Below are 21,073 nucleotides of genomic sequence, written 5' to 3'. Positions count from 1 at the left end.
CGACTCTAGTCGCCCCTAATCTGCCTTCCCAGCAGTGGTCGACGCCGACTTCTTGCGCGAGCGGCGCTTCTTGCGCGGAGCAGGCAGGTTGCCGGCGGCGCGGAGGGCGGCGACGTGGTCAGCGAGGGCGTCGACAAGCGTCGGCACATCCGCAACCTCCGGGACCACGTCCACGCGCAGCCCCACCTCCTCGGCCGCCGCCTTGGTGGAGGGGCCGATGCACGCGATGATGGTCCGGGCATGGGGCTTGCCGGCGATGCCGACGAGGTTGCGCACCGTCGACGGCGAGGTAAAGGCCACCGCATCGAAGCCACCGGACTTGATCATGTCGCGGATCTCCGCCGCCGGCGGGGCCGCGCGCACGGTGCGGTAGGCCACCACGTCATCGACTTCCCAGCCCAAGTCCAACAGGCCGTCCACCAGAGTCTCGCCGGCGATATCGGCGCGCGGCAGCAACACGCGGCCCACGGCGTCGATGTCCTCAACGTAGTTGGGGAAGACCTCCACGAGGCCCTCGGCATTCTGCTTCCTCGCCGGCGGCAGAAGCTCCGGGACCATGCCCTTGGCGCGAATCGCATCGGCGGTCTTCTGCCCCACCGCCGCCAGGTGCACACCGGCGAAGTCGCGGGCATCGAGGCCGAGTTCCGCAATCTTCTTCCACACCGCGCTCACCGCATTGACGGAGGTGAACACGACCCACTTGTAGCGGCCTTCGACGATGCCCTTGATGGCGCGATCCATCTGCGCCGGGTTGCGCGGCGGTTCCACGGAGATAGTGGGCACCGACTGCGGAATGGCACCGTGGCCAGCCAGGCGGGCGCTCATCGCCGCGGCCTGCTCCTTCGTGCGCGGCACGAGCACGCGCCAGCCATAGAGCGAACGGTTCTCCCACCAGGAGTACTTCGAGCGATCATCAAAGCTGCGGCCCAGCGTGACGACGAGCTCGCCCGGCAGCTCAGCGTCGAGCTTGCCCAGCGTGCCCAGAGTGGTCTCGTGGGTGCGCTGCAGACGGGTGGTTCCGTGGACGGTGACGTAGGCTTCCGTCTCCGCGGGCATCCCGCGCTCCACCAGCTCGGCGGAAATCACCGGCAGGTCATCTGCCGTGGCCTGCAAAACCAGCGGCTGCGTCGCAGAGGCCAGCGCGTCCCAATCCGCACCTTCGGTGATGTCGGCCTCGGTATAGGTCGCACCGAGAGCAATACCTGCAAAAGACGGAACCGTCGAAGGCAGGGACATGCCCGGGACCACCTGGAATTCCATGCCCGCATTGGCCACGGCGGTGATTTCCGCCTTGATGGACTCGCGGTTGAGCGGGTTTCCGGTGACCAGGCGGATCACGTCGTGGCCCTCTGCGCGCTCGAGTGCTGCACGCAGTTGCTTGACGACGTCCCCCTCGACCTCCTCAAACACCGCCGCCGTCGGCGGGGCTGGGCGTGGCGGCTTGCGGCGCGCGCCCGCTTCCTTTGCGGCGGCGCAGATACGCTCGTACTCTTCCTCGGCGGCGTCGAGAAGCTCCTGCGGAACCGGCACTTGCTGCGCCACCATGTCGCGCACGCCTTGGGACACGGCGGCGTCGGTAACAACGTTGGCTGTCGTCTCCAGAACCTCGCGGGCGCGAACGGTCAGCAGGTCGGGATTGCCTGGGCCGGCACCGACGAAGACGACTTTGCCCAGATCAGACTTACCCAGCTCAGGCTGGGTATCCGGCACGGCATTGCTCATAAGGTTCTTTTCTAGTTTGTGGATTCCGAGTGCCCCGGCGCCACGCGTGGCAGGCGCGGGAAATGGAGACAAGAAAGCCCCTCACTCGCGAGTTAAGGGGGCCTAAATCATTGCTCTCAATGATTGTGTGCTAGATACACACTAAAGGAAAAGGCCCCAAAGCAAAAATTACGTGCGATTACTCCGCTGCCAGGAGGTCTGCAGCTCCCTGCGCGAAGAGCTCCTCGGAGACCGCGCGCCCCAATTCTTCTGCCTCGCTGGCCTCGCCCTGGGCCTGAGCGATGAGCTGACGAGAACCATCGAGGGCGAAGACTCCGCCGCGCACGACCAGTTGCTCGCCCTCCCAATGAGAGACCGCGGCAACCGGCGCGGTGCAGCCCGCTTCTAGCCGGGAGAGCACGGTGCGCTCGGCGCGGGTGGCGGCGGTGGCGGGGGCGTCGGCAAGCAGGGCAATGGCCTGTGCAGCCTCCGTTCCCTTCACTGCCTCGATGGCCAGCGCGCCCTGTGCCGGGGCGGGCATGAAAACCTCCGGGTCGAAGACCTCGGTGGCGCGATCGGCATAGCCCGCGCGCACGAGGCCGGCGTAGGCCAGGAGGACGGCGTCGAGCTCGCCACCGGTGACCTTGCCCATGCGGGTATCGATATTGCCTCGAAGTGGGCGAATGTCAAGGTCCGGGCGCAGCGCCCGCAACTGGCTGATGCGGCGCGGCGCGGAGGTACCTACGCGTGCGCCCTCCGGCAGCTCCTTGAGGGTCAGGCCATCGCGGGCGATAAGCGCTTCGCGGATGTCCTGGCGCTGCGGAACCACAAGGTCGAAGCGTTCGTCGGCAGCCGTGGGCAGATCCTTGAAGGAGTGCACCGCGATCTCGCACTCGCCGCGGGCAACGGCCTCACGCAGGGCCTGCGTAAATACGCCCACGCCGATGCGCTCCACGGGCGCCATGTTGACATCCCCCTGCGTGGTGACGATGTGCAGCTCTGCCTCATAGCCTGCCTGCTGCAGCCACTCCTGCACGTGCCCCGACTGCGTGGTGGCCAGGAGGGATCCTCGGGTGCCGATCGTCAACATCTATGCGTCCTTTTCTTCCTTAGTGCTTTCCGCGGCTTCCATCTGCGCGGCATCCGGCAGCTCCGCCACGTCAATGGCCACACCGCTGCCCTCTAGCTGGAGCCCAAAGAGTTCCTGCAGCGCGGTCTCGTGGCTCACCGTTCCGGAGTTGGCTGCGAGCTTCTTCGCACGAACCGTGGGCTCATGGAGCAGCTTATCTGCAACGCGCTTGAGAGCACGGTTGATGTCTCCCATCTGGCGCTCATCCAGCTCTGGGTGCTTCTGCTCCAGCCGCGCTACCTCGCACTGAACCAGGTTCGCTGCCCGCTTGCGCAGCGCCGATACCGCCGGGACGACGTCGCGGACGCGCTGCTCGGAAGCATAGGCTTCCAGCTCTTCATTGACGATGCGCCGCGCCTGCGCGTGGGGGCTTGTGCCGGCGGCAAGGTCAGTATCGGCCGCCTGCAAAGAATTACTCAGCCTCTCGATGTTAACGAGGTCGACCCCCTCGACATCTGCTACCGCATCATCGATATCGCGCGGCAAGGAGAGATCCACGAGCATGAGCTCGCGGTCGGCCACGTGGTAACGCTCGACGTCGGCCGCTGAAATGGTGAAATCCTGGGCGCCCGTGGCAGAAATCGCCATGTCCACATCGTGCAAAGCCTGGGCGCGGTGCGCGAACTCAACGACGTCCGCATAGACGCCCGCTTCATGGGCATGTTCCGCCACGCGCTGGGCGCGAGCCAGGGTGCGGTTCGCAATAACCAGGTGTGCTCCCAAGCGCCCCGCGTGGGTTGCCGCTAGCGAGGCCATTGCACCCGCCCCCAAGATCAGCACGCGCTTGCCGTCGAGATCGTCCGTGCCCATGCGGCTCAGGGCCTGATCGAAAGCGAAAGAGACCATGGAGGATCCCGCCTCATCGATCTCGGTTTCGGAATGCACCCGCTTGCCGGTGCGCAGCGCGGACTGGGCCAGCGCGTGGATACGCGGCCCGACGGTTCCCTGCTCGACAGCGAACTGATAGGCGGTACGGACTTGACCGATGATTTGCTGCTCACCTACCACCATCGAGTCCAAGCCCGAGGCCACCATCATGAGGTGCTCAGCGGCGGCGTCGGCATAGCGAACATAAAGGTAGGAGCGCAGTTCCTCCTCCCCCACGCCGGAGACTTCAGCGAGGTTGCGCACGACATCCTGCACGCCGGTGTGGAAGGAATTGGTAACGGTGTAGACCTCCAGGCGGTTGCACGTGGAGATAATCATCGCCTCGCTCAGCGAGCCTGCCGACACCATGGCCCGGCACGTATGGTTCTGCACGGTCTCGTCCATGCTCAGCTTTTCCAGCAGCGCCACCGGCGCCGACTGATGCGACATGCCCACGACGAGCACACTCATGCACTACCCTCCAGTTGTTTATCATCCCTTTGGATGACATAGATCATCCAAAAGACTACTAGCCTTCTGCTTGTTTCCGAAACTCGCGGGAACGCCGAAGAAAACTACTGCACCAGCGCCTGCGCTAGCTCCTCGTTGTCCACTTCCCAACAGGAGAATTCCTCCCCATCAATCACTACAACGGGGACGCGATCACCATATTCCATGGCCAGCTCCGCATCCTCATCCACCGTGCGCACGTTAAGCTCCGCACCAGCCTGCTGGACCACCGGAGTAATCTGCTCGAGCACTCGCGCGCAGGAGCCACACGTAGTACGCACCATCAGCTCGACGACGTGGGACATAGAAACTCCTCGATAGGACGTAGAACGGTTCGCGGTTTACTATGGACACGTTAGTCTGCCCGCCCTATGAAAGCTGAACTCGTGCCCCTCCCCCTGCCTCCCGGTATGCCCGATTCTCCCCGCGAGTTCCTTGCCAACTGGACCGCAAGCAGGGGAAACCTACGTAACTTCTTGGAGCAACAGGCCTTTGCCCCGCTGGGTGAGGAGCACCAGCGGGCGGCAGGTGAGGCATCGGCAGCTGCGGCGGTGGAACATCTCTTTGGCATTGACCTGGATGCGTTTTCCTCTGGCGTGGATTCCGTCCGGGGATCCTTCGAATCGGCGGGTTCACGCTCCATCACTGAGCCCGACCCAGACATCCCCCAGGACGTTGGCGCCGCCGCCTTCTTCGACGTGGATAACACGTTGATCCAAGGCTCCTCGCTCGTAGCCTTCGCGCTGGGGCTTGCGCGCCGCCGCTACTTCAAGCTTTCTGAGATCCTTCCCATCGCGTGGAAGCAGCTCAAATTCCGCGTCTCCGGTTCGGAGAATGCCGCGGACGTAGCCGCCGGGCGCGTGCAGGCGCTCGAGTTCGTCAAGGGCCGCTCGGTGGATGAGATGGTGGCCCTGTGCGAGAGCATCGTGGACCAATCCATGGCACGCAAGGCCTACCCGGGCACGAAACAGCTAGCCCAGATGCACCTCGATGCCGGCCAGCAGGTATGGCTGGTTACCGCAACCCCCGTGCAGCTGGCGCAGATTCTGGCGCAGCGTTTCGGTTTCACGGGTGCGCTCGGCACCGTGGCGGAAGTAAAAGATGGCCGCTTCACCGGCCGCCTCGTGGGCGATATCCTCCACGGCTCGGGCAAGAAGCACGCCGTGGCAGCACTGGCTACCTTGGAGAACCTCGACCTTGAGCGCTGCACCGCCTACTCCGACAGCTCCAACGACGTCCCGATGCTCTCCATGGTGGGAACCCCCGTGGCCATTAACCCGGATTCCAAGCTGCGCGATATCGCGGAGGAAAAAGGCTGGCTCATCCGCGACTACCGCTCCGTGCGCAAGGCCGTGCGCACCTATGGCCTCCCGGCGCTGGCCACCGCGCTCTTTTCCTATGGAAGCTGGCGCATGGTGCGCCGCTAGCTACTGTTCTGCTGCTTGGTGCGCAGCATATCCATGCACATGACCGCACCGATGAGCCCCGCATGCTGCTGCGGGTCGAGCCCCGGCGCGATGCTGAGTTTGTAGGTATTCTTCCCGGCTAGGAACCGTCCCACGCCTGACCATTCGTTGCGGACCTCCGCCAGCGGCTGACCCTGGCTGGTAATCGTGATATTCCAATCCCAGACATCGCCTTCAATTTCAATCTCTGGGAAGCCTTCCATCTCCAAGGTCAGGCGCGTCTTTAGCAGGGAGAACTTCTTGGTCACCACTGCCATGGGCTTCTCGACGCCCGGCAAATACACCTCATATGTATCCCGCACGAAGTTCGGCGGATCCTTGATCACCATGAGCGGTTGCTGCGGATTGCCCTGCTCATCCGTGAAGGCAACCTCGAGGCTGCGGGAGGCATTGAAGAACATGTCCTTCATGCTCGACGACTGCACGATGGTGCCCACGGGCACGCCTTGTTCATCGGCGATCAGGAACTGATCCTGCATGAAGGACTTTGTCTGTGAGATAACCAGGTTGTCAAGGGTCAAGAGTCTAGGCAACATAGTTCGCCATCATACGTACGCAGCGGACGCCTGTGGGGCCGGAAGACAATACTCCCCACTGATGCAAAGAGGGCGCTTGTATGTCTCAAATACCTCGAGGAAATACCTACATTCCCCAGGTCATAGTAGATGTCCGGGGCGTGTTTTATAGTGCGCGTAGAACATACAAGCGACACCATAAACCTGGGGGACACCGTGAACACCGCCACTCAAACCGCCTACTTTTCCCATATGAACCCTGACTGCGCCCTCGCCGTGGAGCGCAGCGCCGCCCGCCGCGCGGACTATCGCTCTTGGGTAGCTGCCATGCCAGAGCTCGATGAGGATTTTGATGTTGCGTGCCAGAGGCTCGTCGCCAAGCTTGGCGTCGGTGACTACACCGTGAGTGAATGCTGCCTGGCCGTGCACCGCCTCACGGAGCTACCGCAGGTCAAGGCCCTGCAGGACAGTCAGTTTCTGTTGGACATGAAGGCACTCATCACCATCGACCGCACCCTGACGAAGCTCGGCAAGCTACCTCCGGAAACGCTCGCGCTTATCGACGATGCCCTGGTCGATTACTTCACCCCCACCTCCCCGAATCAGGTCTTCCCTACACCGGCGCAGATTGGGCGCAAGGTGCGCGATATTTGCAAGAGCATCAATAAAGCTTTTACCTTCCGCGATTCGCCGAAGAAGGACTCTTATACTTTTACCGATACTGGCAAGCGCGGCATCCTTGAGCTCAATACGGACAGTGCCACGGGGATGATTCTGGATGGCTACATCAAACAGGCAGCGAAGGAGAACGGGCTCTCGCAGGCTGATGCCCTAAAGAAGCTCATCGCCGGCAGCATCTCTCCGCCCGCGACCATCATTCTGCACACCTACCAAGCCAGTGATATCGACAACGCTCCCACCTTCATCCAAGGGTACGGATGGACATCGCAGGACATGCCCGCCACACGCACGCGCGACCTGTCCTCCCAGCCGCCGGAATCAGCCAGCTACATAGCTTCAGAGCTCATCCGCAAATATGTGGAAGGCCGCGATGGCACCTGCCGCGCACCGGGCTGCAACCGGCCCGCCTACCTATGCCAGATGGACCACCGCATCAACTATGCCGACGGCGGCGCCACGCACCCGCGCAACCTGGCCAGCCTGTGCCAACACCATCACAATATGAAGACTGATGGGCGCGCGCACTACATCATGGACCCACACACCGGGGATATGGTGTGGCTCTACGAGGATGGGACGTGGGCAACGACGGAGCCGACCGGCCCGCTGGCAAAGAAAGCGAAGCGTTGGGCACAGACGGTAGCCCAGAAAATCACGGCCACCCGCGAGCGCGCCCAAGAGGAAGCTGCCCAGCAGGAAGCTACGGAAGCGCAGGCCGCTGCCAAGGAACCCCACACTCCAAGCGCACCGCAGGAAGACATTCCGTTCTAAGCGGCTCCGTCGTCTAAAACGACGTCGTGTGAAACGACGGAGAGGTCGTCTGAAATGACGGATAGAAAGGAGAATAGATAGCAGAAACTCCCCGCCACGATCCTAAAAAGGACCATGCGGGGAGTTGCAGGCGAAGCTTTACTTGCCCAGCTTACGACGCTGAACGCGGGTGCGGCGCAGCATCTTGCGGTGCTTCTTCTTGGACATGCGCTTGCGACGCTTCTTGATGACAGAACCCATAGCAGGTTTCCTCACTTTCGGTATCAGTACGTACGTAACCCGGCCGGCAACGCCTGGAACAAAACCACCCACGGTGCACTCGAGGCGGTCCCCGCGAAACAGGGAGACGCAGGCATGCCAGTGCCGAAACGAATGTTCACTATCTTACCTAGCGGCCTGCCCAGCACCAAAACTAAGGGCAGCGCCCACCGCCGTGGACCGCGAGGGGTCCGCAGTGGTGGGCGCTGCCAGAAAGAGGTGAACGCTAGGCTCCGTATACGGAAGCCTCAAGGTATTCCTTGACGGCGGATTCGTGAACGCGGAACGAGCGTCCCACGCGCACGGCCGGCATGTCACCTGCATGAACCAACCTGTAGACCGTCATCTTGGAGACACGCATGATCTCCGCAACTTCGGCGATGGTCAGGAAAGTTCCCTTATCTTCATTCGTCATAGTTTATTTAACCCTTCAGCACGTGACGCGCTGTAGGCTTCCCCTCCCACAGGACTATCACGCACGCGCTCCTGCCAGCTTAGCGTGAAACCTGTGACTAATGCGACCCAAGAGCTAATTTTTTCCTCTTTCGCACCGCTGCTGCCCTTCAAGCCCGTGTGGCAACACGTGCCACAGGGCTCCCAGGGCGACGGGAAGTTTTAGGCAAGTTCCTGCGCACGCTGGGTGCAGGCTTCAGCGGCTCGGAAGAACGCACCCCGCAGGCCAGACTCCTCGAGCTCGCGAAGAGCGGCGGCAGTGGTTCCCCCCGGGGAGGTCACCCCTGCGCGCAAAGCAACCGGATCCTTGCCGGATTCAGCCAGCATCGTTCCGGCGCCTTGTGCGGTGCGGGTGGCTAGCTTCTCGGCAACATCGCGGGTGAGGCCGAGCTGCACGCCGGCGTCGATCAGCGCCTCCGTGACTAGGAAGTAGTAGGCGGGCGCGGAGCCGGCTAGAGCGGTAGCAGCATCGATGTGCTTCTCCTCAATGACAGCAACCTCGCCGACAGCCTCCAGGAGCTTGACCACGCCGTCGAGATGCTCCTCCGTCACGTGGGTGCCGCCCGCGCAGGTGCACATACCCTTGCCCACCAACATGGGGGTGTTCGGCATGACGCGGACGACCGGCACGCCCTCCCCAGCGGCCTTCTCCAGGGTCTCGAGAGTTAAGCCGGCTGCCATGGACACAACCACGGCCGTCTGTGGGATGTCGAGGCCCTCAAGAAGCTCCACGATGGCATAAGGCTTCACGCAGGCGAAGATGTAGTCGGCGCCGTCGATAGCCGCGGGGTTAACGCTCGTGACGCTGACGCCGTACGCGCTCTTCAGCTCCTCGCCGCGCTCAGTGCGGCGGTTGGTCACCACGATGTCCGCGGCATCATAGCCCGCATGCACCAGCCCAGAAACGAGGGCTTCGCCGATTTGTCCTCCACCAAGTACTGCAATTTTTGTCATGCTTTCCAGGGTGCCAGAAAGGCCAGGACGCGGCCACCAATCAACAGGGCTGCTCGCACGCTATCCTCACACATGCAAAAGGCATCTGCCAGAAGGCGTTTTCTGCCCTGAAGATGCCATTTACAGCAGGATAGATGGCGTTTTCAGGGGCAAAGATACCTTCTGGCAGATGCCTTTGAGAAGATGCCTTTTGGGCTGGTGCTTACATCACCACGAGCAGCGGGCCAAAGGTCAGCACGAGACCGGCCACGGCTGCGAGGAACATGGACAAACCGTCGCGGCTCGTGCGGAGTGCGTGGACGATTCCGACGATGACGCCGGTGACAACAACACCGAGTACCACGACGACCAAGCGGTCAAAGCGGTCCCAGAGAATCTCAAAGCCCTTGAACACGATGGCGCCGAGCACGATGCCCACGAGGGCGAGCAGGACGACGGCGAAGGGGTTGAGCTTGCCCTCGTCCTCCTCGTCATAGTCCTCGTCGTACTCTTCAACATCATGGTCGACTGCCTCGAGTTCACCCGTGGTAAAGGTGTCATCCTCGGCCTTGTCATCGACTTTGTCGTTGGCCTTTGGCTCAACCTTTTCCTCGGTCTTCAGCTCAGCCTTTGACTCGACCTTTGACTGGGCCTTGTCTTCAGCCTTCTTGGGCTCGTCCTTGACCTTCTGGATTACGCGCGTGTCCTCGTCAGAGGGCTGGGAAGGCTTGGACTCAGATTCGGTTGGCTTCTCCGCAGGGGCGGCGGAGTGAGACTTATCAGCGTCCTTCTGCGGGGCCTCCTGCTGAGGTGTCTCTTGCTGAGGCTTCTCCTTCTTCTCCTTCTTCGGCGCAGGAATAACCGGGGCCGGCTCATCGATGGAGACACTCGAGTGCTTAGCCTCCGCCGGAGTTGCCTTGACCTTTTCGAGATTGCCGGTCAGCTCCGCAACCGAGATGCCGCCTTCGTCAAGGCTCCGGCGATGGCGGCGCGAGCTCTTCTCCTCGCCAGATCGGTCCTTCGCGTTACGGGCCAGCAGCTCCGCAACTGTCAACTGTTTCTTGTCAGCCACGTTTCTTTCCTATTCCAGTCCCTTATCGGTACGGCGCAAAATGACACCTTCTCGGAGAGCCCAGGGGCAGATCTCCAACTTTTCGATTCCCAGGGCACGCATGCTCGCCTCCGCCACTAAAGCGCCGGCGACGATCTGATGCGATCGGGTAGAACTTACACCCTCAAGGTCCGCCCTGTCAGCTGCAGTCATGCGGGAGATAAAGGAAATCAGCTGACGCAGGCCCGGAGCTGTGAGCGTGCGCTTCACATAAGGGCCCGCCGAGGACGGCGCAGCACCGGTCAATCGGGCCAGCGTGCGGAAGGTTTTGGAGGTACCCACGGCCAACCCCGCAGGGCCCAGCGCGCGCATCTTATCGGCGACGCCGGCCAGCTCCGCATCGATGTAATCCCGCAGCAGGTTCACCTTGGATTTCTGCGGAGGATCGGTATCGAACCAGTTGTGAGTCAGACGGCCCGCTCCCAAATCGAGGGAGAAAGCCATTTCCGGATGCTCGTCGGTACCGGTGGACAGCTCCAGCGAGCCACCACCGATGTCGAGGTTGGTAATGCGGCCAGCGGACCATCCATACCAACGGCGGGCAGCCAGGAAGGTCAACCGAGCTTCCTCCTCGCCCGACAAGATCTCTAGGCGGACGCCGGTTTGTTTCTCAACTTCGTCGAGAACCTTGGCCGAGTTGGTGGCCGAGCGCACGGCAGAAGTAGCAAAGGCAATGAACTCGTCACAGCCCAGCTTGTTGCCCAACTCAGCGGCTTCACCCACGGCGGAGATGAGCTTCTTCATGCCCTTCTCATGGATGTTGCCGTCTTTGTCTAGCTGTTCCACCAGACGCAGCGGGGTTTTCCAATCGCTCATCGGCGAAGGCCGCCCACCGGTTGCGGCATCGACCGCAACGAGGTGGACGGTATTACTTCCGACGTCTAATACACCTAATCGCACGCCTCTACAGTAGTAGGTCTACCGTGGGTAGGTGTGAATCGCCCGAAATCAAAAGAAGTTTACCTGGGTTTTCCGGCCTCCTCCCCCGCGGCGGCTTCCATTATCGCCGGCCGCGAAAAGGCCCCCGACTTCCCCAGAGAGTGGTTCGAATTTACGGATCCGCACGATCCACTCCACGTCTTTTCCATCGACCTGACCTGGCTCGAATCGCACTATGCCTGCCAGTTTGGGACGGAGAGGTGCCACGGCATCGATAAGCAACAGCCCGACGTCGGCTGCTGCGTGCACGGCGCATACATGGCCGATGAGACGGATCGAGAGCAGCTTCGCGACGCCGTCGCCCGCATGCCCGCACGTTTCTGGCAGCACCGCCCAGAGGGGGTAGATGAGTTCCTGAAGCACGGTGAACCCGAGGAGCTGGAACCGTGGCTGGAGTGGGATGAACTCGACGGCGATGATGGCGAGCCGGAACCGGCGCTGAAGACGCCGCTTGTCGCCGGCGCCTGCATCTTCGCCAACCGCGCCGGCTGGCCCACGGGCGCGGGTTGCGCTATCCATCAGTGGGCGCTCGACGCGGGGGAAGAGCTCACCGTGGTCAAGCCCGAAGTGTGCTGGCAGCTGCCGATTCGCCGGCACGAAGACTATGAGGAGCGCCCCGATGGGGAGGAAATCCTACGCACCACCATCGGTGAGTACGACCGCCGCGGATGGGGCAACGGCGGCGAGGACTTCGATTGGTATTGCTCGGCCGATCCCTCGTGCCACACCGCGGAAGAACCGCTATGGAAGTCGCAGAAGACCGAGCTGATCGCGCTACTCGGCGAGGAGTGCTACGAAATCCTGGCCAAGCACTGCGAGGCCCGGGCGCGCTCCGGAGTCGAGTTCCCGCGGCACCCAGCGGACCCTGGCGCTTAAGCCTCGAACTTGTATCCCAGGCCGCGCACCGTCACGAGCTGCTGCGGGTGGGAAGGCTCGGCCTCGATCTTGGAGCGGAGGCGCTTGACGTGGACGTCGAGAGTCTTTGTGTCACCCACGTAGTCCGCGCCCCAAATCCGGTCGATGAGCTGACCGCGGGTCAGCACGCGCCCAGAGTTGCGCAGCAGGTACTCGAGGAGATCAAACTCCTTGAGCGGCATGGAAACCGGCTCGCCGGCGACAAGCACGGTGTGGCGCTCCACGTCCATGCGCACGCGGCCGCCTTCCAGAATCTGCTCGTCGGGCTCCTCCTCACCGTGATCGGAAGAGGCATCGTTACCGCGGCGCAGCACCGCGCGGATGCGGGCGATGAGTTCGCGAGAGGAATAGGGCTTGGTTACGTAATCATCTGCGCCCAGCTCTAGCCCCACGACCTTGTCAATTTCAGAGTCGCGCGCGGTCACCATGATCACCGGCACGGAGGATGTCGCGCGCAGTTGCTTGCACACGTCCGTTCCGGACATACCCGGCAGCATGAGGTCCAGCAAGACGATGTCCACGTGGTTCGCTGCGAACTGTTCTAGCGCGCTGGGCCCGTCCGGGGCGAGGAGAACGTCGAATCCCTCCTTTCGGAGGAGGAAGGCGAGGGGATCGGCCAGCGACTCTTCATCTTCAACGATGAGGATGGTGGTCATTGCGCTTTATCCTTTCGACGAGCGGCTACGCGCGCCACGGCGCGCTGTAAACCAGGGGCGGCGGAGCTGACAGCCCCGTCTTCTATATTATCCCGATGAATAAGATTATCTGCTGGCTTTTCTTCCGCGTAGATAGGGAGCTCGATTGTGAACGTCGAGCCAGTTCCGGGGCGTGACCACAGTTTGATATTGCCGCCGTGATTAGCCACGACATGCTTCACAATGGCCAGACCAAGGCCGGTTCCACCGGTCTGCCGGGACCGCGCCTTATCCACGCGGAAGAAGCGCTCAAAGACCCGCTTCTGGTCTTCTGGAGCAATGCCGATGCCACGGTCGGTGACGCGGATGTGGACGACCTTTCCGCCGACGACCTTCTGTGTAACCGACACCGGCATCTCATCCGGCGAATAGTGGATGGCATTTGAGATGAGGTTGGAGATCGCCGTGACCAAGAGGGACTTGTCCCCCATGACCTGGACCCCCTCGGAATCACCGCGGGTGAGCTGATTGTGGTGGGAATCGGCGGCAAGCTGGTTGCGGGTAATGGCCTCATCGATGATCTCATCGAGGTCGAGCGGCTCCATTTCCGGGAGCGCCTCCGCGCCCTGCAGTTTAGACAAGGAGATGAGCTCGCTGACCATGTCGGCCATACGCGCCGCTTCCTTCTGCACCTTGCTGCCGAAATACTCGACGTGCTCGGGATTCCCGGTGTCCTCAAGGAGGGCCTCAGCCAGCAGCGCGATGCCACCCACCGGGGTTTTCAACTCGTGGGACACGTTGGCCACGAAGTCACGGCGAGCGGATTCCATGCGCACCGACTCGGACTCATCGGTGCCGTAGACGATGACGAAGCGATCGTCGTTCAGCGTCAGCGGCTGGACCACCGCACGCACCTGAATCACGCGATTTCCGGTGCGCCGCTTCGGGATAGAAAGGTCCAGCGTTCGGGTCTCTTTATCCTCGAAAACCTCCTGCGCTACCTTCCACAGATCGGGGTTCACCGCCCGGTCGTGCACCATCGACATCTCATGGGAGGCAGGGTTAGAAAAAATGATCTCTTTGGACCGCGAGAGCACGGCCATCCCGGCTGGAGAGCCGGACACGGCGAGGTGCAAGACCTGGCTAACGCTGGTGACCTGGTTCGCATCCGCATCACGGACGCGGCGGCGCACCAGGCGCTCGCGGACCCGGGTGATCACCGGTATGGCCAGGCCGCAGGCCACCACGCCGGCCAGGAAAGCTAGTACCAGTTCCACAATCATTCACGCCCCTACAAAGAATCCCCAAGGAGTATAGGCTCCTTGGGGATCGTGCGCAGCAGGTAGCGGTTTTCGGCTACTTCTTGCCACCCTGCGCGGCCACGGCGGCTGCACCAGCAGCGGCAGCCTCCGGATCCAGGTAGGTGCCACCCGGGTTCACCACGGAACCGTCTTCGGCGATCTCGTAGACCAGCGGGATGCCCGTCGGGATATTGAGGCCGGCGATCTCCTCATCGGAGATCTGATCCAGGTGTTTGACCAGCGCGCGCAGGGAGTTACCGTGTGCGGCGATGAGAACGGTCTCACCCTTCTTGGCGCGCGGGAGGATCTCCTCCTCGAAGTAAGGAACGAAGCGCTCGACGACATCCTTCAGGCACTCCGTACGCGGAACCTGATCCAGGTTGGCGTAGCGCGGGTCACCGGCCTGGGAGTACTCGGCGCCGTCCTCCAGCTCCGGCGGCGGGGTGCCGTAGGAGCGGCGCCATGCCATGAACTGTTCCTCGCCGTACTTGTCCTTGGTCTCGGCCTTGTTGAGGCCCTGCAGTGCGCCGTAGTGGCGCTCGTTCAGGCGCCAATCGCGCACGACCGGAATCCAGTGGCGGTCTGCGGCATTAAGCGCAATGTTGGCCGTGCGGATGGCGCGGCGCAGGAGGGAGGTATACACGACAGTCGGCAGAATGCCCTGTTCCTTGAGCAGCTCGCCGCCACGCTTGGCCTCACCCTCACCCTTGGCGGTGAGGTTGACATCAACCCAACCGGTGAACTGGTTGGACTCGTTCCATTCGGACTGTCCGTGTCGAAGTAGAATCAGCTTTCCGTTACTCATAAACACCAGCATGCCACGTTTTTCGGCGGCCCGCCTGTGAACCCGAGCACATCACCCCTAACTGTGGGTTTATGCCCGCTTATGTGGGATTAGTATCCGATTGCCCGGCGCGCGTGGCAGTCCGGAATCTCAATACTCATCGCGTCGGCGTAGATGTTCTCCAACTGGGCGGCGGCCGCCGCCCAACTGAACTGCTGGGCGTGATCGACGGCGGCTTCGCCCATGGCGATGCGGCGGGGGTCGTCGTCAAGCAACTGCTCCAGCGCATCCGCCCAGTCTTGCGCCGAATGGGAGTGGACGAGCAAGCCCGTGTCACCATCCGCGACGGCGATGGGCAAGCCACCGACGGCCGCCGCCACCACGGGCGTTCCGGAGGCCTGCGCTTCCATGGCCACCAGCCCGAAGGACTCGTTATAGCTGGGCACCGCAACAATATCCGCGGCCTGATAGATGGCTACGAGTTCCTGCGGCGGGCGCGGGCTCAGGAAGCGCACGACGCGCTCCACCCCCAGCTCGCGAGCCAGATTGTGGTAAGTATCCGGCGAGGAATTCGCCCCCGAGGCGCCACCACAGACGACCACACGCAGGCGGCGATCCGGATCGCGCTCCATCAGCTCCGCCGTTGCGCGAATAAGCACATCAGGGCCCTTGAACTTTTGCAGGCGGCCCACAAACGCCACCACCTTGGTGTGCAGCGGGATACCCAGCTGGCGGCGCGCACGCTCCGTCATGCGGTCGGTGCCCGGGGTGTAGAGATCCGTGTCCGCACCCGGGGAGACCACAACGATATTGTCCGGCGATGCATCGTAGTGCTCGATCAGATCGCGGGTCTCCTGGGCTGTATTAACCACCAGGATGTCAGCGTTATCCACCAGCTGCTGTTCGCAAATGCGGCGCGCCTCAGTCTCTGGGGTGTCATCGAGCGTGCGGTGCACGTTCTTCACCGCGGCCAGCGTGTGCGCGGTGTGGACGAGGGGGATGTCCCACAGATCGCGCAATAACCAGCCCACCTGACCGGAGAGCCAATAGTGAGAGTGGATGACGTCATAGTCCACCTCAAAACAGCGCGCGAAGTTATAGATCCCGCCCGTAAACGCAGCCAACTGGGTGGGCAGCTCTTCCTTGCTCAAGCCCTCATAGGGCCCCGCCACAATGTTGATGACGCGCAGGCGCTCCTCGACGCCCACCACCTCACCCTGGCTGGGGCGCGTGGCGCGGGTAAAAATATCGACCTCCACGCCGCGGCGTGCGAGCTGGCGAGCAGTATTGAGAACGTAGACGTTCATGCCGCCCGCATCCCCGGAACCGGGCTGCTCAAGGGGCGAGGTATGCATGGAAATCATCGCGATGCGCATAATTTCCCAGTGTATCCCGAAACGACCCGCGTTATACTGGCCCGTACCTTAACCTACGCGACCGAAAGGTGAATCGATGTCGGCATACGAGTCCAAGGCGTGGCTCCAGTACTACCCAGAGTGGACACCACACAGCCTGGAATACGGGGACACCACGCTTCTCGACGTTTACGACAACAACCTCGCGCTCCACCCCGACAAGCCGGCAACCTACTTCTTCGGCCGCACACAAACCTACGCCGAGCTGGACAAGCAGGTCCGCCGCGCCGCCGCCGGCCTGCGCGCCTTCGGAGTGCGCCCGGGGGACCGCGTAGCCATCGTCGCCCCCAACTGCCCGCAGTTCATCGCCTCCTTCTGGGCCGTGCTCAAGCTGGGCGCCATCGCGGTTTTACACAACCCTCTCTACACTGCCCACGAGCTGGAGGGCCTGTTCCAGAACCACGGCGCACGCATCGCCATTTCCTGGGATAAGACGGCCTCCACCTTGGAGAAGCTGCGCCCGACGACCTCCCTGGAGACCGTCGTCTCCATCAACATGATCAACGCGATGCCGACTCCGCAGCGCTTGGCCCTGCGCCTGCCTATCCCGCCACTGAAGTCCAAGCGCGATCAGCTCACCGCCCCGGCACCGAACACGGTGCCGTGGGAGTCCCTCGTTGGCAACGCCATTGGCGGCGATGGTTCTGACGTCCTCACCCCGGAGGACGTCACCAAGGACACCACCGCGCTCATCCTGTACACCTCCGGCACCACCGGCAGCCCCAAGGGCGCGGAGCTGACCCACGGCAACCTTTTCTCCAACCTGCTCATGGGCAAGCACTGGGTCCCAGGCCTGGGCGATTCCCCGGAGCGCATGCTCGCTGCGCTCCCTTTCTTCCACGCCTACGGCCTGACCATGAACGCCACCTTGGCGCCGCTCATCGCCAGCGAATTGGTTCTGCTGCCGAGCCCGCAGATGCCGCTCATCATGGATCTCATGAAGAAGCACACCCCGACCTGGGTGCCGGGCGTGCCGACTCTGTACGAGCGCATCGTGGCGAAGGCGGAAGAAGATGACGTCTCCCTGGACGGCGTGCGCGCGGCCTTCTCCGGAGCGTCGACCCTGCCGGTCAATACCGTGGAGAAGTGGGAGAAGTACACCGGCGGCATGCTCGTGGAGGGCTATGGCCTGACGGAGTGTTCGCCCATCATCGTGGGTAACCCGATGAGTGACGCCCGCCGCCCCGGCTACGTGGGCATCCCCTTCCCGGATACCGAGATTCGCATTGCCAACCCGGACAACCTTGATGAGACCATGCCGGATGGCGAAGAAGGTGAGGTGCTGGCCCGCGGCCCGCAGATCTTTAAGGGCTACTTCGGCGATGAGGAAGCCACAGAGAAGGCCTTCCACAATGGCTGGTTCCGCACCGGCGATATGGGCGTGATGGAGGAAGACGGCTTTATCCGCCTGGTCAGCCGCATCAAGGAAATCATCATCACCGGCGGATTCAACGTCTACCCCGGTGAGGTTGAGGAAACACTGCTGGATCACCCAGACGTGGCGGAGGCAGCCGTGGTGGGTCGCCCGCGTTCGGACGGTTCGGAGGACGTCGTAGCCTGCATCGTGCTTAACGACGGCGCCGCGCTCGACCCCGAAGGCCTCAAGGACTACTGCCGCGAGCGCCTGACCCGCTACAAGGTGCCGCGCACCTTCTACCACTTCGAAAAGCTGGCCACCGACCAGCTGGGCAAGATTCGCCGCCGCGAGGTTCAGGCGGATCTGCTCGAGCGCCTCAAAGCGGAGAAGTAGCACTCCATAGCCCCGGAACCGATCCCTGCGTGATAAACGCACATCACCGGGGCTATTGATTTATCCCGAAAAGATTTCGTTACTGCAAGCAACTTTGCAAAGATTTGCGAGACTTCCGTCACAAATTAGTTATACTGTTTCACACATAACAAGTTTGACCACCTAAGGAGTTCGCGAACATGACCGAAGCCCCTGCTCAGGCCTCTTCCGCCTTTGAGACGAAAGCCTGGCTCCAGTACTACCCTGAGTGGACTAAACCTAATCTGGACTACGGCACCGAAACGCTTTTGGACTCCTACCGAGAGACCGTGGAGGAATTCGGCGACAGGCCGGCGACGTGGTTCTTCGGTCACCAGATGACCTACCGCGAACTCGATACCCACGTGCGCGCCGCCGCAGCGGGCCTCAAGGCCTTTGGCATCCGTCCTGGTGATCGCGTCGCCGTAGCACTGCCCAACTGCCCCCAACACGTGGCGGTGTTCTACGCCATCCTGAAACTGGGGGCGACCGTCGTGGAGCACAACCCGCTCTACACCGCGGCTGAGCTCGAGCCCCTCTTCCAGGATCACGCCGCCCGCGTGGCCGTGGTCTGGGATAAGGCGAGCCCCACCTTTGAGAAGCTGCGTGATTCCACACCGCTCGAAACGATTGTTACGGTCAACATGATCGAGGCCATGCCGCGCCGCAAGCAGCTGCTGTTGCGCTTGCCGCTTCCCTTCATCAAGGACAAGCGCGCGGAGCTCTCAGTTGCCGCTCCCAATACCGTGCCGTGGAACGTGCTCACGGGGCGCGCCATCGGCGGGCAGGGCTACAAGCTAGAGGATGCGAAGGTCGATCTCAATGACACCGCACTTATTCTCTACACATCCGGAACCACCGGCAGGCCCAAAGGCGCGGAGCTGACCCACTCCAACCTGTATTGCAACATGAAGATGGCGGAAGCATGGGTCCCCGAATTGGGCAACAAGGCCGAGCGCATGCTCGCCGCCCTCCCCCTCTTCCACGTCTACGGCCTCACCCTCATCGCCGCCCTCGGCGTACACATCGGCGGTGAGCTGGTCCTCACCCCCGCACCGAAGGTTCCGCTGCTCCTCGACATCATGAAGAAGCGCCTCCCCACCTGGATGCCGGGCGTGCCCACGATCTACGCCAAGGTCATGGAAGCAGCCCAGGAACAAGGTATCGATCTGCACGGCATCGAGAACAGCCTTTCGGGCGCAGCGGCGCTACCGGCGGAGATCGTTGAGGAATGGGAAACGGTCACCGGCGGCCTGCTCGTAGAAGGCTACGGGCTCACGGAAACCTCGCCGATCGTGGCCGCGAACCCGCTCAACAAGAACCGCCGCCCCGGCTACATCGGCATCCCCTTCCCGGATACCGAGGTGCGCATCGGCAACCCGGACAACCTCGATGAAACCCAGCCGGATGGCACCGCGGGCGAGCTCCTCGTGCGCGGACCGCAGGTATTCAAGGGCTACTTCAACATGCCGGAAGCCACCGAGCAGGCTTTCCACGACGGCTGGTACCGCACGGGCGACATGGCAGTTATGGAGTCCGATGGCTTCATCAAGATCGTCTCCCGCATCAAGGAAATGATCATTACCGGCGGCTTTAATATTTACCCGGCCGAGGTGGAAGACGTGATCCGCCAGCACCCAGACGTCACCAACGTGGCCGTCGTCGGCCGTCCGCGCGCGGATGGATCCGAGGACGTCGTAGCCTGCATCATCCTGGAGGATGGCGCGGTGCTCGATCCGGAGGGCCTCAAGGATTACTGCCGCGAGCGTCTGACCCGCTACAAGGTGCCGCGCACCTTCTACCACTTCGAGCACCTGGCCTCTGACCAGCTGGGCAAGGTCCGCCGCCGCGAGGTACAAAAGGACCTTTTGAAGCTGCTCGGAGAACAGGCACCGGCCTAGGCAGCCCGGTCGATATAACGCATGGCACGGCCGGGGTTGAAGGTTCGGTAGAACGCTTCACCAACCCGGACAAGCTGGCTCACCAACGCACTGAGCTGCCAGTCCAGCTGCTCATCGGTATAGCCCCACTTCGTGGGAATACGGGCCGTGGTCACCAGGACGAGATCCTGCTCTTCGCCGCCATCGAGGTTCACTACCTCGATGCGCGCTGAGTAGGCGTACTGGTCGCCATTCATAAACTCAGCCCAGCGCACGAGCGCATCAAGGTCGCAGGCACAGCGGCCGGAGGGAGTGACGAGGCTGAGCTCAATATCTCCGGATCCATCACGCGCGGCTTCAATAGTGATCGCGTGTTCATTGATAAGGATGCTCACCGCCCCATTCCGGTGATCTACTACATGGACGGGCGTGCCGACCATCGCCAGGCGCTTAGCTCGCTCGTGGACCCGCCACATCCCCACTACTGAAACACCATAAGCTTCACTGAAATAGTGGGGAGAGACCGGCTTGATCCCGGCCCCTTTGCGCGGCTTCGAGGGATGCTCCGGAAACTGCTCATCCAGGCGGGCGAAGACCGCAGACATCTCGGCCGCATAGCCCGCGATAATGCTCTTGAGCTGAGCATTCGTGGCCGTCGACGGCAGATAAGGCGGCGCGAAGATCCGCAAGTGGGTGTGCATGTCGGAGCTTCCACAGGGCTCGGCCACGAGGTTGCCGGAGATTCCACCGCCGTTGAGATCGTTGACCTCCATGCGCAAAGGCTGCCGGTCCGGATCGAAGCACACGGCGCCACCCCAATACCCGAGCACGCAGAGGCCGCCCATCTCCTCGTTGACGTCGATGCTTAAGAATCCGCCGGCAATCTTGATGGTGGGCAAGCCGGTTGAGGAATCCTCCTCAAGCTTGCCTGCCAGCTTGGTCATGGTTTTGATAACTCGGCTCTTGCTAATCCGAGCCGGTGTCTTGATTGTTTTCTCAGTTGCTGATTGAGACATTGTCCCCCCTTGATTTTCTTTTCTC

Annotated in this window: 20 protein-coding genes; 5 read left to right on the top strand and 15 right to left on the bottom strand. The window is 62.3% G+C overall.

The genetic code is table 11. The features are described from left to right. Positions 1 to 15: 15 nt before the first annotated feature. The 4 genes from R3O64_RS01520 to R3O64_RS01505 form a co-directional block, all read right to left on the bottom strand. Positions 16 to 1,722 carry a uroporphyrinogen-III synthase gene (locus R3O64_RS01520; RefSeq protein ID WP_269948797.1) on the bottom strand — a complete coding sequence of 569 codons (1,707 nt, stop codon included), beginning with the start codon at positions 1,720 to 1,722 and terminating at the stop codon, positions 16 to 18. Between the two features lie 178 nt (positions 1,723 to 1,900). Then, positions 1,901 to 2,791, bottom strand: coding sequence for a hydroxymethylbilane synthase (gene hemC, locus R3O64_RS01515; RefSeq protein WP_070521096.1), 891 nt, complete (start codon positions 2,789 to 2,791; stop codon positions 1,901 to 1,903). Then, a complete protein-coding gene (locus R3O64_RS01510) occupies positions 2,792 to 4,168 on the bottom strand; it encodes a glutamyl-tRNA reductase (protein WP_154736755.1) in 1,377 nt (458 codons plus the stop codon). It abuts the gene before it with no gap. Positions 4,169 to 4,272: 104 nt separating this feature from the next. Beyond that, entirely contained in the window at positions 4,273 to 4,512 is a 240-nt protein-coding gene (locus R3O64_RS01505) for a glutaredoxin family protein (RefSeq protein ID WP_339017167.1), read from the bottom strand. Positions 4,513 to 4,578: 66 nt separating this feature from the next. Here R3O64_RS01505 and R3O64_RS01500 point away from each other — a divergent pair, with 66 nt between their 5' ends. Further along, positions 4,579 to 5,634 carry an HAD-IB family hydrolase gene (locus tag R3O64_RS01500; RefSeq protein WP_230310910.1) on the top strand — a complete coding sequence of 352 codons (1,056 nt, stop codon included), beginning with the start codon at positions 4,579 to 4,581 and terminating at the stop codon, positions 5,632 to 5,634. On the opposite strand, the gene R3O64_RS01495 is transcribed toward R3O64_RS01500, so the two are convergent. Beyond that, the gene (locus R3O64_RS01495) at positions 5,631 to 6,209 is read right to left on the bottom strand and encodes an LURP-one-related/scramblase family protein (protein WP_070521105.1); all 579 of its coding nucleotides are present in this window, start codon (positions 6,207 to 6,209) and stop codon (positions 5,631 to 5,633) included. The two genes, R3O64_RS01500 and R3O64_RS01495, sit on opposite strands and share 4 nt — an antisense overlap. 231 nt (positions 6,210 to 6,440) lie before the next feature. Between R3O64_RS01495 and R3O64_RS01490 the strand changes: the two genes are divergently transcribed. After that, positions 6,441 to 7,640 (top strand): HNH endonuclease signature motif containing protein, encoded by a 1,200-nt coding sequence (locus R3O64_RS01490; protein WP_339017166.1) that lies wholly within the window; start codon positions 6,441 to 6,443, stop codon positions 7,638 to 7,640. A 138-nt stretch (positions 7,641 to 7,778) separates the two neighbouring features. Here R3O64_RS01490 and R3O64_RS01485 read toward each other — a convergent pair whose 3' ends face one another. The 5 genes from R3O64_RS01485 to R3O64_RS01465 form a co-directional block, all read right to left on the bottom strand. Next, entirely contained in the window at positions 7,779 to 7,880 is a 102-nt protein-coding gene (locus R3O64_RS01485) for a 30S ribosomal protein bS22 (RefSeq protein ID WP_003855542.1), read from the bottom strand. 244 nt (positions 7,881 to 8,124) lie between these two features. Further along, on the bottom strand, positions 8,125 to 8,313 hold the full coding sequence (locus R3O64_RS01480; RefSeq protein ID WP_010189818.1) for a helix-turn-helix domain-containing protein: 189 nt from the start codon (positions 8,311 to 8,313) through the stop codon (positions 8,125 to 8,127). A 200-nt stretch (positions 8,314 to 8,513) separates the two neighbouring features. After that, complete coding sequence (gene proC / locus R3O64_RS01475) at positions 8,514 to 9,305, bottom strand: pyrroline-5-carboxylate reductase (RefSeq protein WP_070521108.1); 792 nt, start codon at positions 9,303 to 9,305, stop codon at positions 8,514 to 8,516. 202 nt (positions 9,306 to 9,507) lie between these two features. Beyond that, on the bottom strand, positions 9,508 to 10,356 hold the full coding sequence (locus tag R3O64_RS01470) for a hypothetical protein (RefSeq protein ID WP_070521111.1): 849 nt from the start codon (positions 10,354 to 10,356) through the stop codon (positions 9,508 to 9,510). A 9-nt stretch (positions 10,357 to 10,365) separates the two neighbouring features. Then, positions 10,366 to 11,295 carry a Ppx/GppA phosphatase family protein gene (locus R3O64_RS01465; RefSeq protein ID WP_083303757.1) on the bottom strand — a complete coding sequence of 310 codons (930 nt, stop codon included), beginning with the start codon at positions 11,293 to 11,295 and terminating at the stop codon, positions 10,366 to 10,368. 33 nt (positions 11,296 to 11,328) lie between these two features. Here R3O64_RS01465 and R3O64_RS01460 point away from each other — a divergent pair, with 33 nt between their 5' ends. Next, complete coding sequence (locus R3O64_RS01460; protein WP_070533966.1) at positions 11,329 to 12,210, top strand: hypothetical protein; 882 nt, start codon at positions 11,329 to 11,331, stop codon at positions 12,208 to 12,210. Here R3O64_RS01460 and R3O64_RS01455 read toward each other — a convergent pair. The 4 genes from R3O64_RS01455 to mshA form a co-directional block, all read right to left on the bottom strand. Continuing rightward, positions 12,207 to 12,905 carry a response regulator transcription factor gene (locus tag R3O64_RS01455; protein ID WP_070521121.1) on the bottom strand — a complete coding sequence of 233 codons (699 nt, stop codon included), beginning with the start codon at positions 12,903 to 12,905 and terminating at the stop codon, positions 12,207 to 12,209. The genes R3O64_RS01460 and R3O64_RS01455 overlap by 4 nt on opposite strands. Beyond that, the gene (locus tag R3O64_RS01450; protein WP_070521124.1) at positions 12,902 to 14,167 is read right to left on the bottom strand and encodes a sensor histidine kinase; all 1,266 of its coding nucleotides are present in this window, start codon (positions 14,165 to 14,167) and stop codon (positions 12,902 to 12,904) included. The genes R3O64_RS01455 and R3O64_RS01450 overlap by 4 nt, the downstream gene beginning before the upstream one ends. 73 nt (positions 14,168 to 14,240) lie before the next feature. Next, positions 14,241 to 14,990, bottom strand: a complete 750-nt coding sequence (locus tag R3O64_RS01445) for a phosphoglyceromutase (RefSeq protein WP_070521289.1) — start codon at positions 14,988 to 14,990, stop codon at positions 14,241 to 14,243. Positions 14,991 to 15,079: 89 nt separating this feature from the next. Further along, a complete protein-coding gene (gene mshA, locus R3O64_RS01440; RefSeq protein WP_070533967.1) occupies positions 15,080 to 16,345 on the bottom strand; it encodes a D-inositol-3-phosphate glycosyltransferase in 1,266 nt (421 codons plus the stop codon). A 76-nt stretch (positions 16,346 to 16,421) separates the two neighbouring features. On the opposite strand from mshA, the gene R3O64_RS01435 reads away from it, so the two are divergent. Both R3O64_RS01435 and R3O64_RS01430 read left to right on the top strand, forming a co-directional pair. After that, positions 16,422 to 18,134, top strand: a complete 1,713-nt coding sequence (locus R3O64_RS01435) for a long-chain-fatty-acid--CoA ligase (protein ID WP_070533968.1) — start codon at positions 16,422 to 16,424, stop codon at positions 18,132 to 18,134. A gap of 179 nt (positions 18,135 to 18,313) precedes the next feature. Then, complete coding sequence (locus tag R3O64_RS01430; RefSeq protein WP_339017165.1) at positions 18,314 to 20,053, top strand: long-chain-fatty-acid--CoA ligase; 1,740 nt, start codon at positions 18,314 to 18,316, stop codon at positions 20,051 to 20,053. On the opposite strand, the gene R3O64_RS01425 is transcribed toward R3O64_RS01430, so the two are convergent. Next, positions 20,050 to 20,976, bottom strand: a complete 927-nt coding sequence (locus R3O64_RS01425) for a hypothetical protein (protein WP_339017164.1) — start codon at positions 20,974 to 20,976, stop codon at positions 20,050 to 20,052. The two genes, R3O64_RS01430 and R3O64_RS01425, sit on opposite strands and share 4 nt — an antisense overlap. Positions 20,977 to 21,073 lie beyond the last annotated feature (97 nt).

The organism is Corynebacterium hesseae (genome assembly GCF_037850265.1).
Lineage (GTDB): Bacteria > Actinomycetota > Actinomycetes > Mycobacteriales > Mycobacteriaceae > Corynebacterium > Corynebacterium hesseae.
Note: the sequence above shows the minus strand (reverse complement) of the source record. Positions and strands in the feature narration are given on the sequence as shown.

Bases quoted from the DNA above. Each gene is read 5' to 3' on its own strand.
- mshA (WP_070533967.1), bottom strand. From the start codon at position 16,345: ATGCGCATCGCGATGATTTCCATGCATACCTCGCCCCTTGAGCAGCCC.
- R3O64_RS01445 (WP_070521289.1), bottom strand. From the start codon at position 14,990: ATGAGTAACGGAAAGCTGATTCTACTTCGACACGGACAGTCCGAATGG.
- R3O64_RS01485 (WP_003855542.1), bottom strand. From the start codon at position 7,880: ATGGGTTCTGTCATCAAGAAGCGTCGCAAGCGCATGTCCAAGAAGAAG.
- R3O64_RS01495 (WP_070521105.1), bottom strand. From the start codon at position 6,209: ATGTTGCCTAGACTCTTGACCCTTGACAACCTGGTTATCTCACAGACA.
- R3O64_RS01455 (WP_070521121.1), bottom strand. From the start codon at position 12,905: ATGACCACCATCCTCATCGTTGAAGATGAAGAGTCGCTGGCCGATCCC.
- R3O64_RS01480 (WP_010189818.1), bottom strand. From the start codon at position 8,313: ATGACGAATGAAGATAAGGGAACTTTCCTGACCATCGCCGAAGTTGCG.
- R3O64_RS01430 (WP_339017165.1), top strand. From the start codon at position 18,314: ATGACCGAAGCCCCTGCTCAGGCCTCTTCCGCCTTTGAGACGAAAGCC.
- hemC (WP_070521096.1), bottom strand. From the start codon at position 2,791: ATGTTGACGATCGGCACCCGAGGATCCCTCCTGGCCACCACGCAGTCG.
- R3O64_RS01435 (WP_070533968.1), top strand. From the start codon at position 16,422: ATGTCGGCATACGAGTCCAAGGCGTGGCTCCAGTACTACCCAGAGTGG.
- R3O64_RS01505 (WP_339017167.1), bottom strand. From the start codon at position 4,512: ATGTCCCACGTCGTCGAGCTGATGGTGCGTACTACGTGTGGCTCCTGC.
- R3O64_RS01520 (WP_269948797.1), bottom strand. From the start codon at position 1,722: ATGAGCAATGCCGTGCCGGATACCCAGCCTGAGCTGGGTAAGTCTGAT.
- R3O64_RS01500 (WP_230310910.1), top strand. From the start codon at position 4,579: ATGAAAGCTGAACTCGTGCCCCTCCCCCTGCCTCCCGGTATGCCCGAT.
- proC (WP_070521108.1), bottom strand. From the start codon at position 9,305: ATGACAAAAATTGCAGTACTTGGTGGAGGACAAATCGGCGAAGCCCTC.
- R3O64_RS01450 (WP_070521124.1), bottom strand. From the start codon at position 14,167: ATGATTGTGGAACTGGTACTAGCTTTCCTGGCCGGCGTGGTGGCCTGC.
- R3O64_RS01490 (WP_339017166.1), top strand. From the start codon at position 6,441: ATGAACCCTGACTGCGCCCTCGCCGTGGAGCGCAGCGCCGCCCGCCGC.
- R3O64_RS01425 (WP_339017164.1), bottom strand. From the start codon at position 20,976: ATGACCAAGCTGGCAGGCAAGCTTGAGGAGGATTCCTCAACCGGCTTG.
- R3O64_RS01510 (WP_154736755.1), bottom strand. From the start codon at position 4,168: ATGAGTGTGCTCGTCGTGGGCATGTCGCATCAGTCGGCGCCGGTGGCG.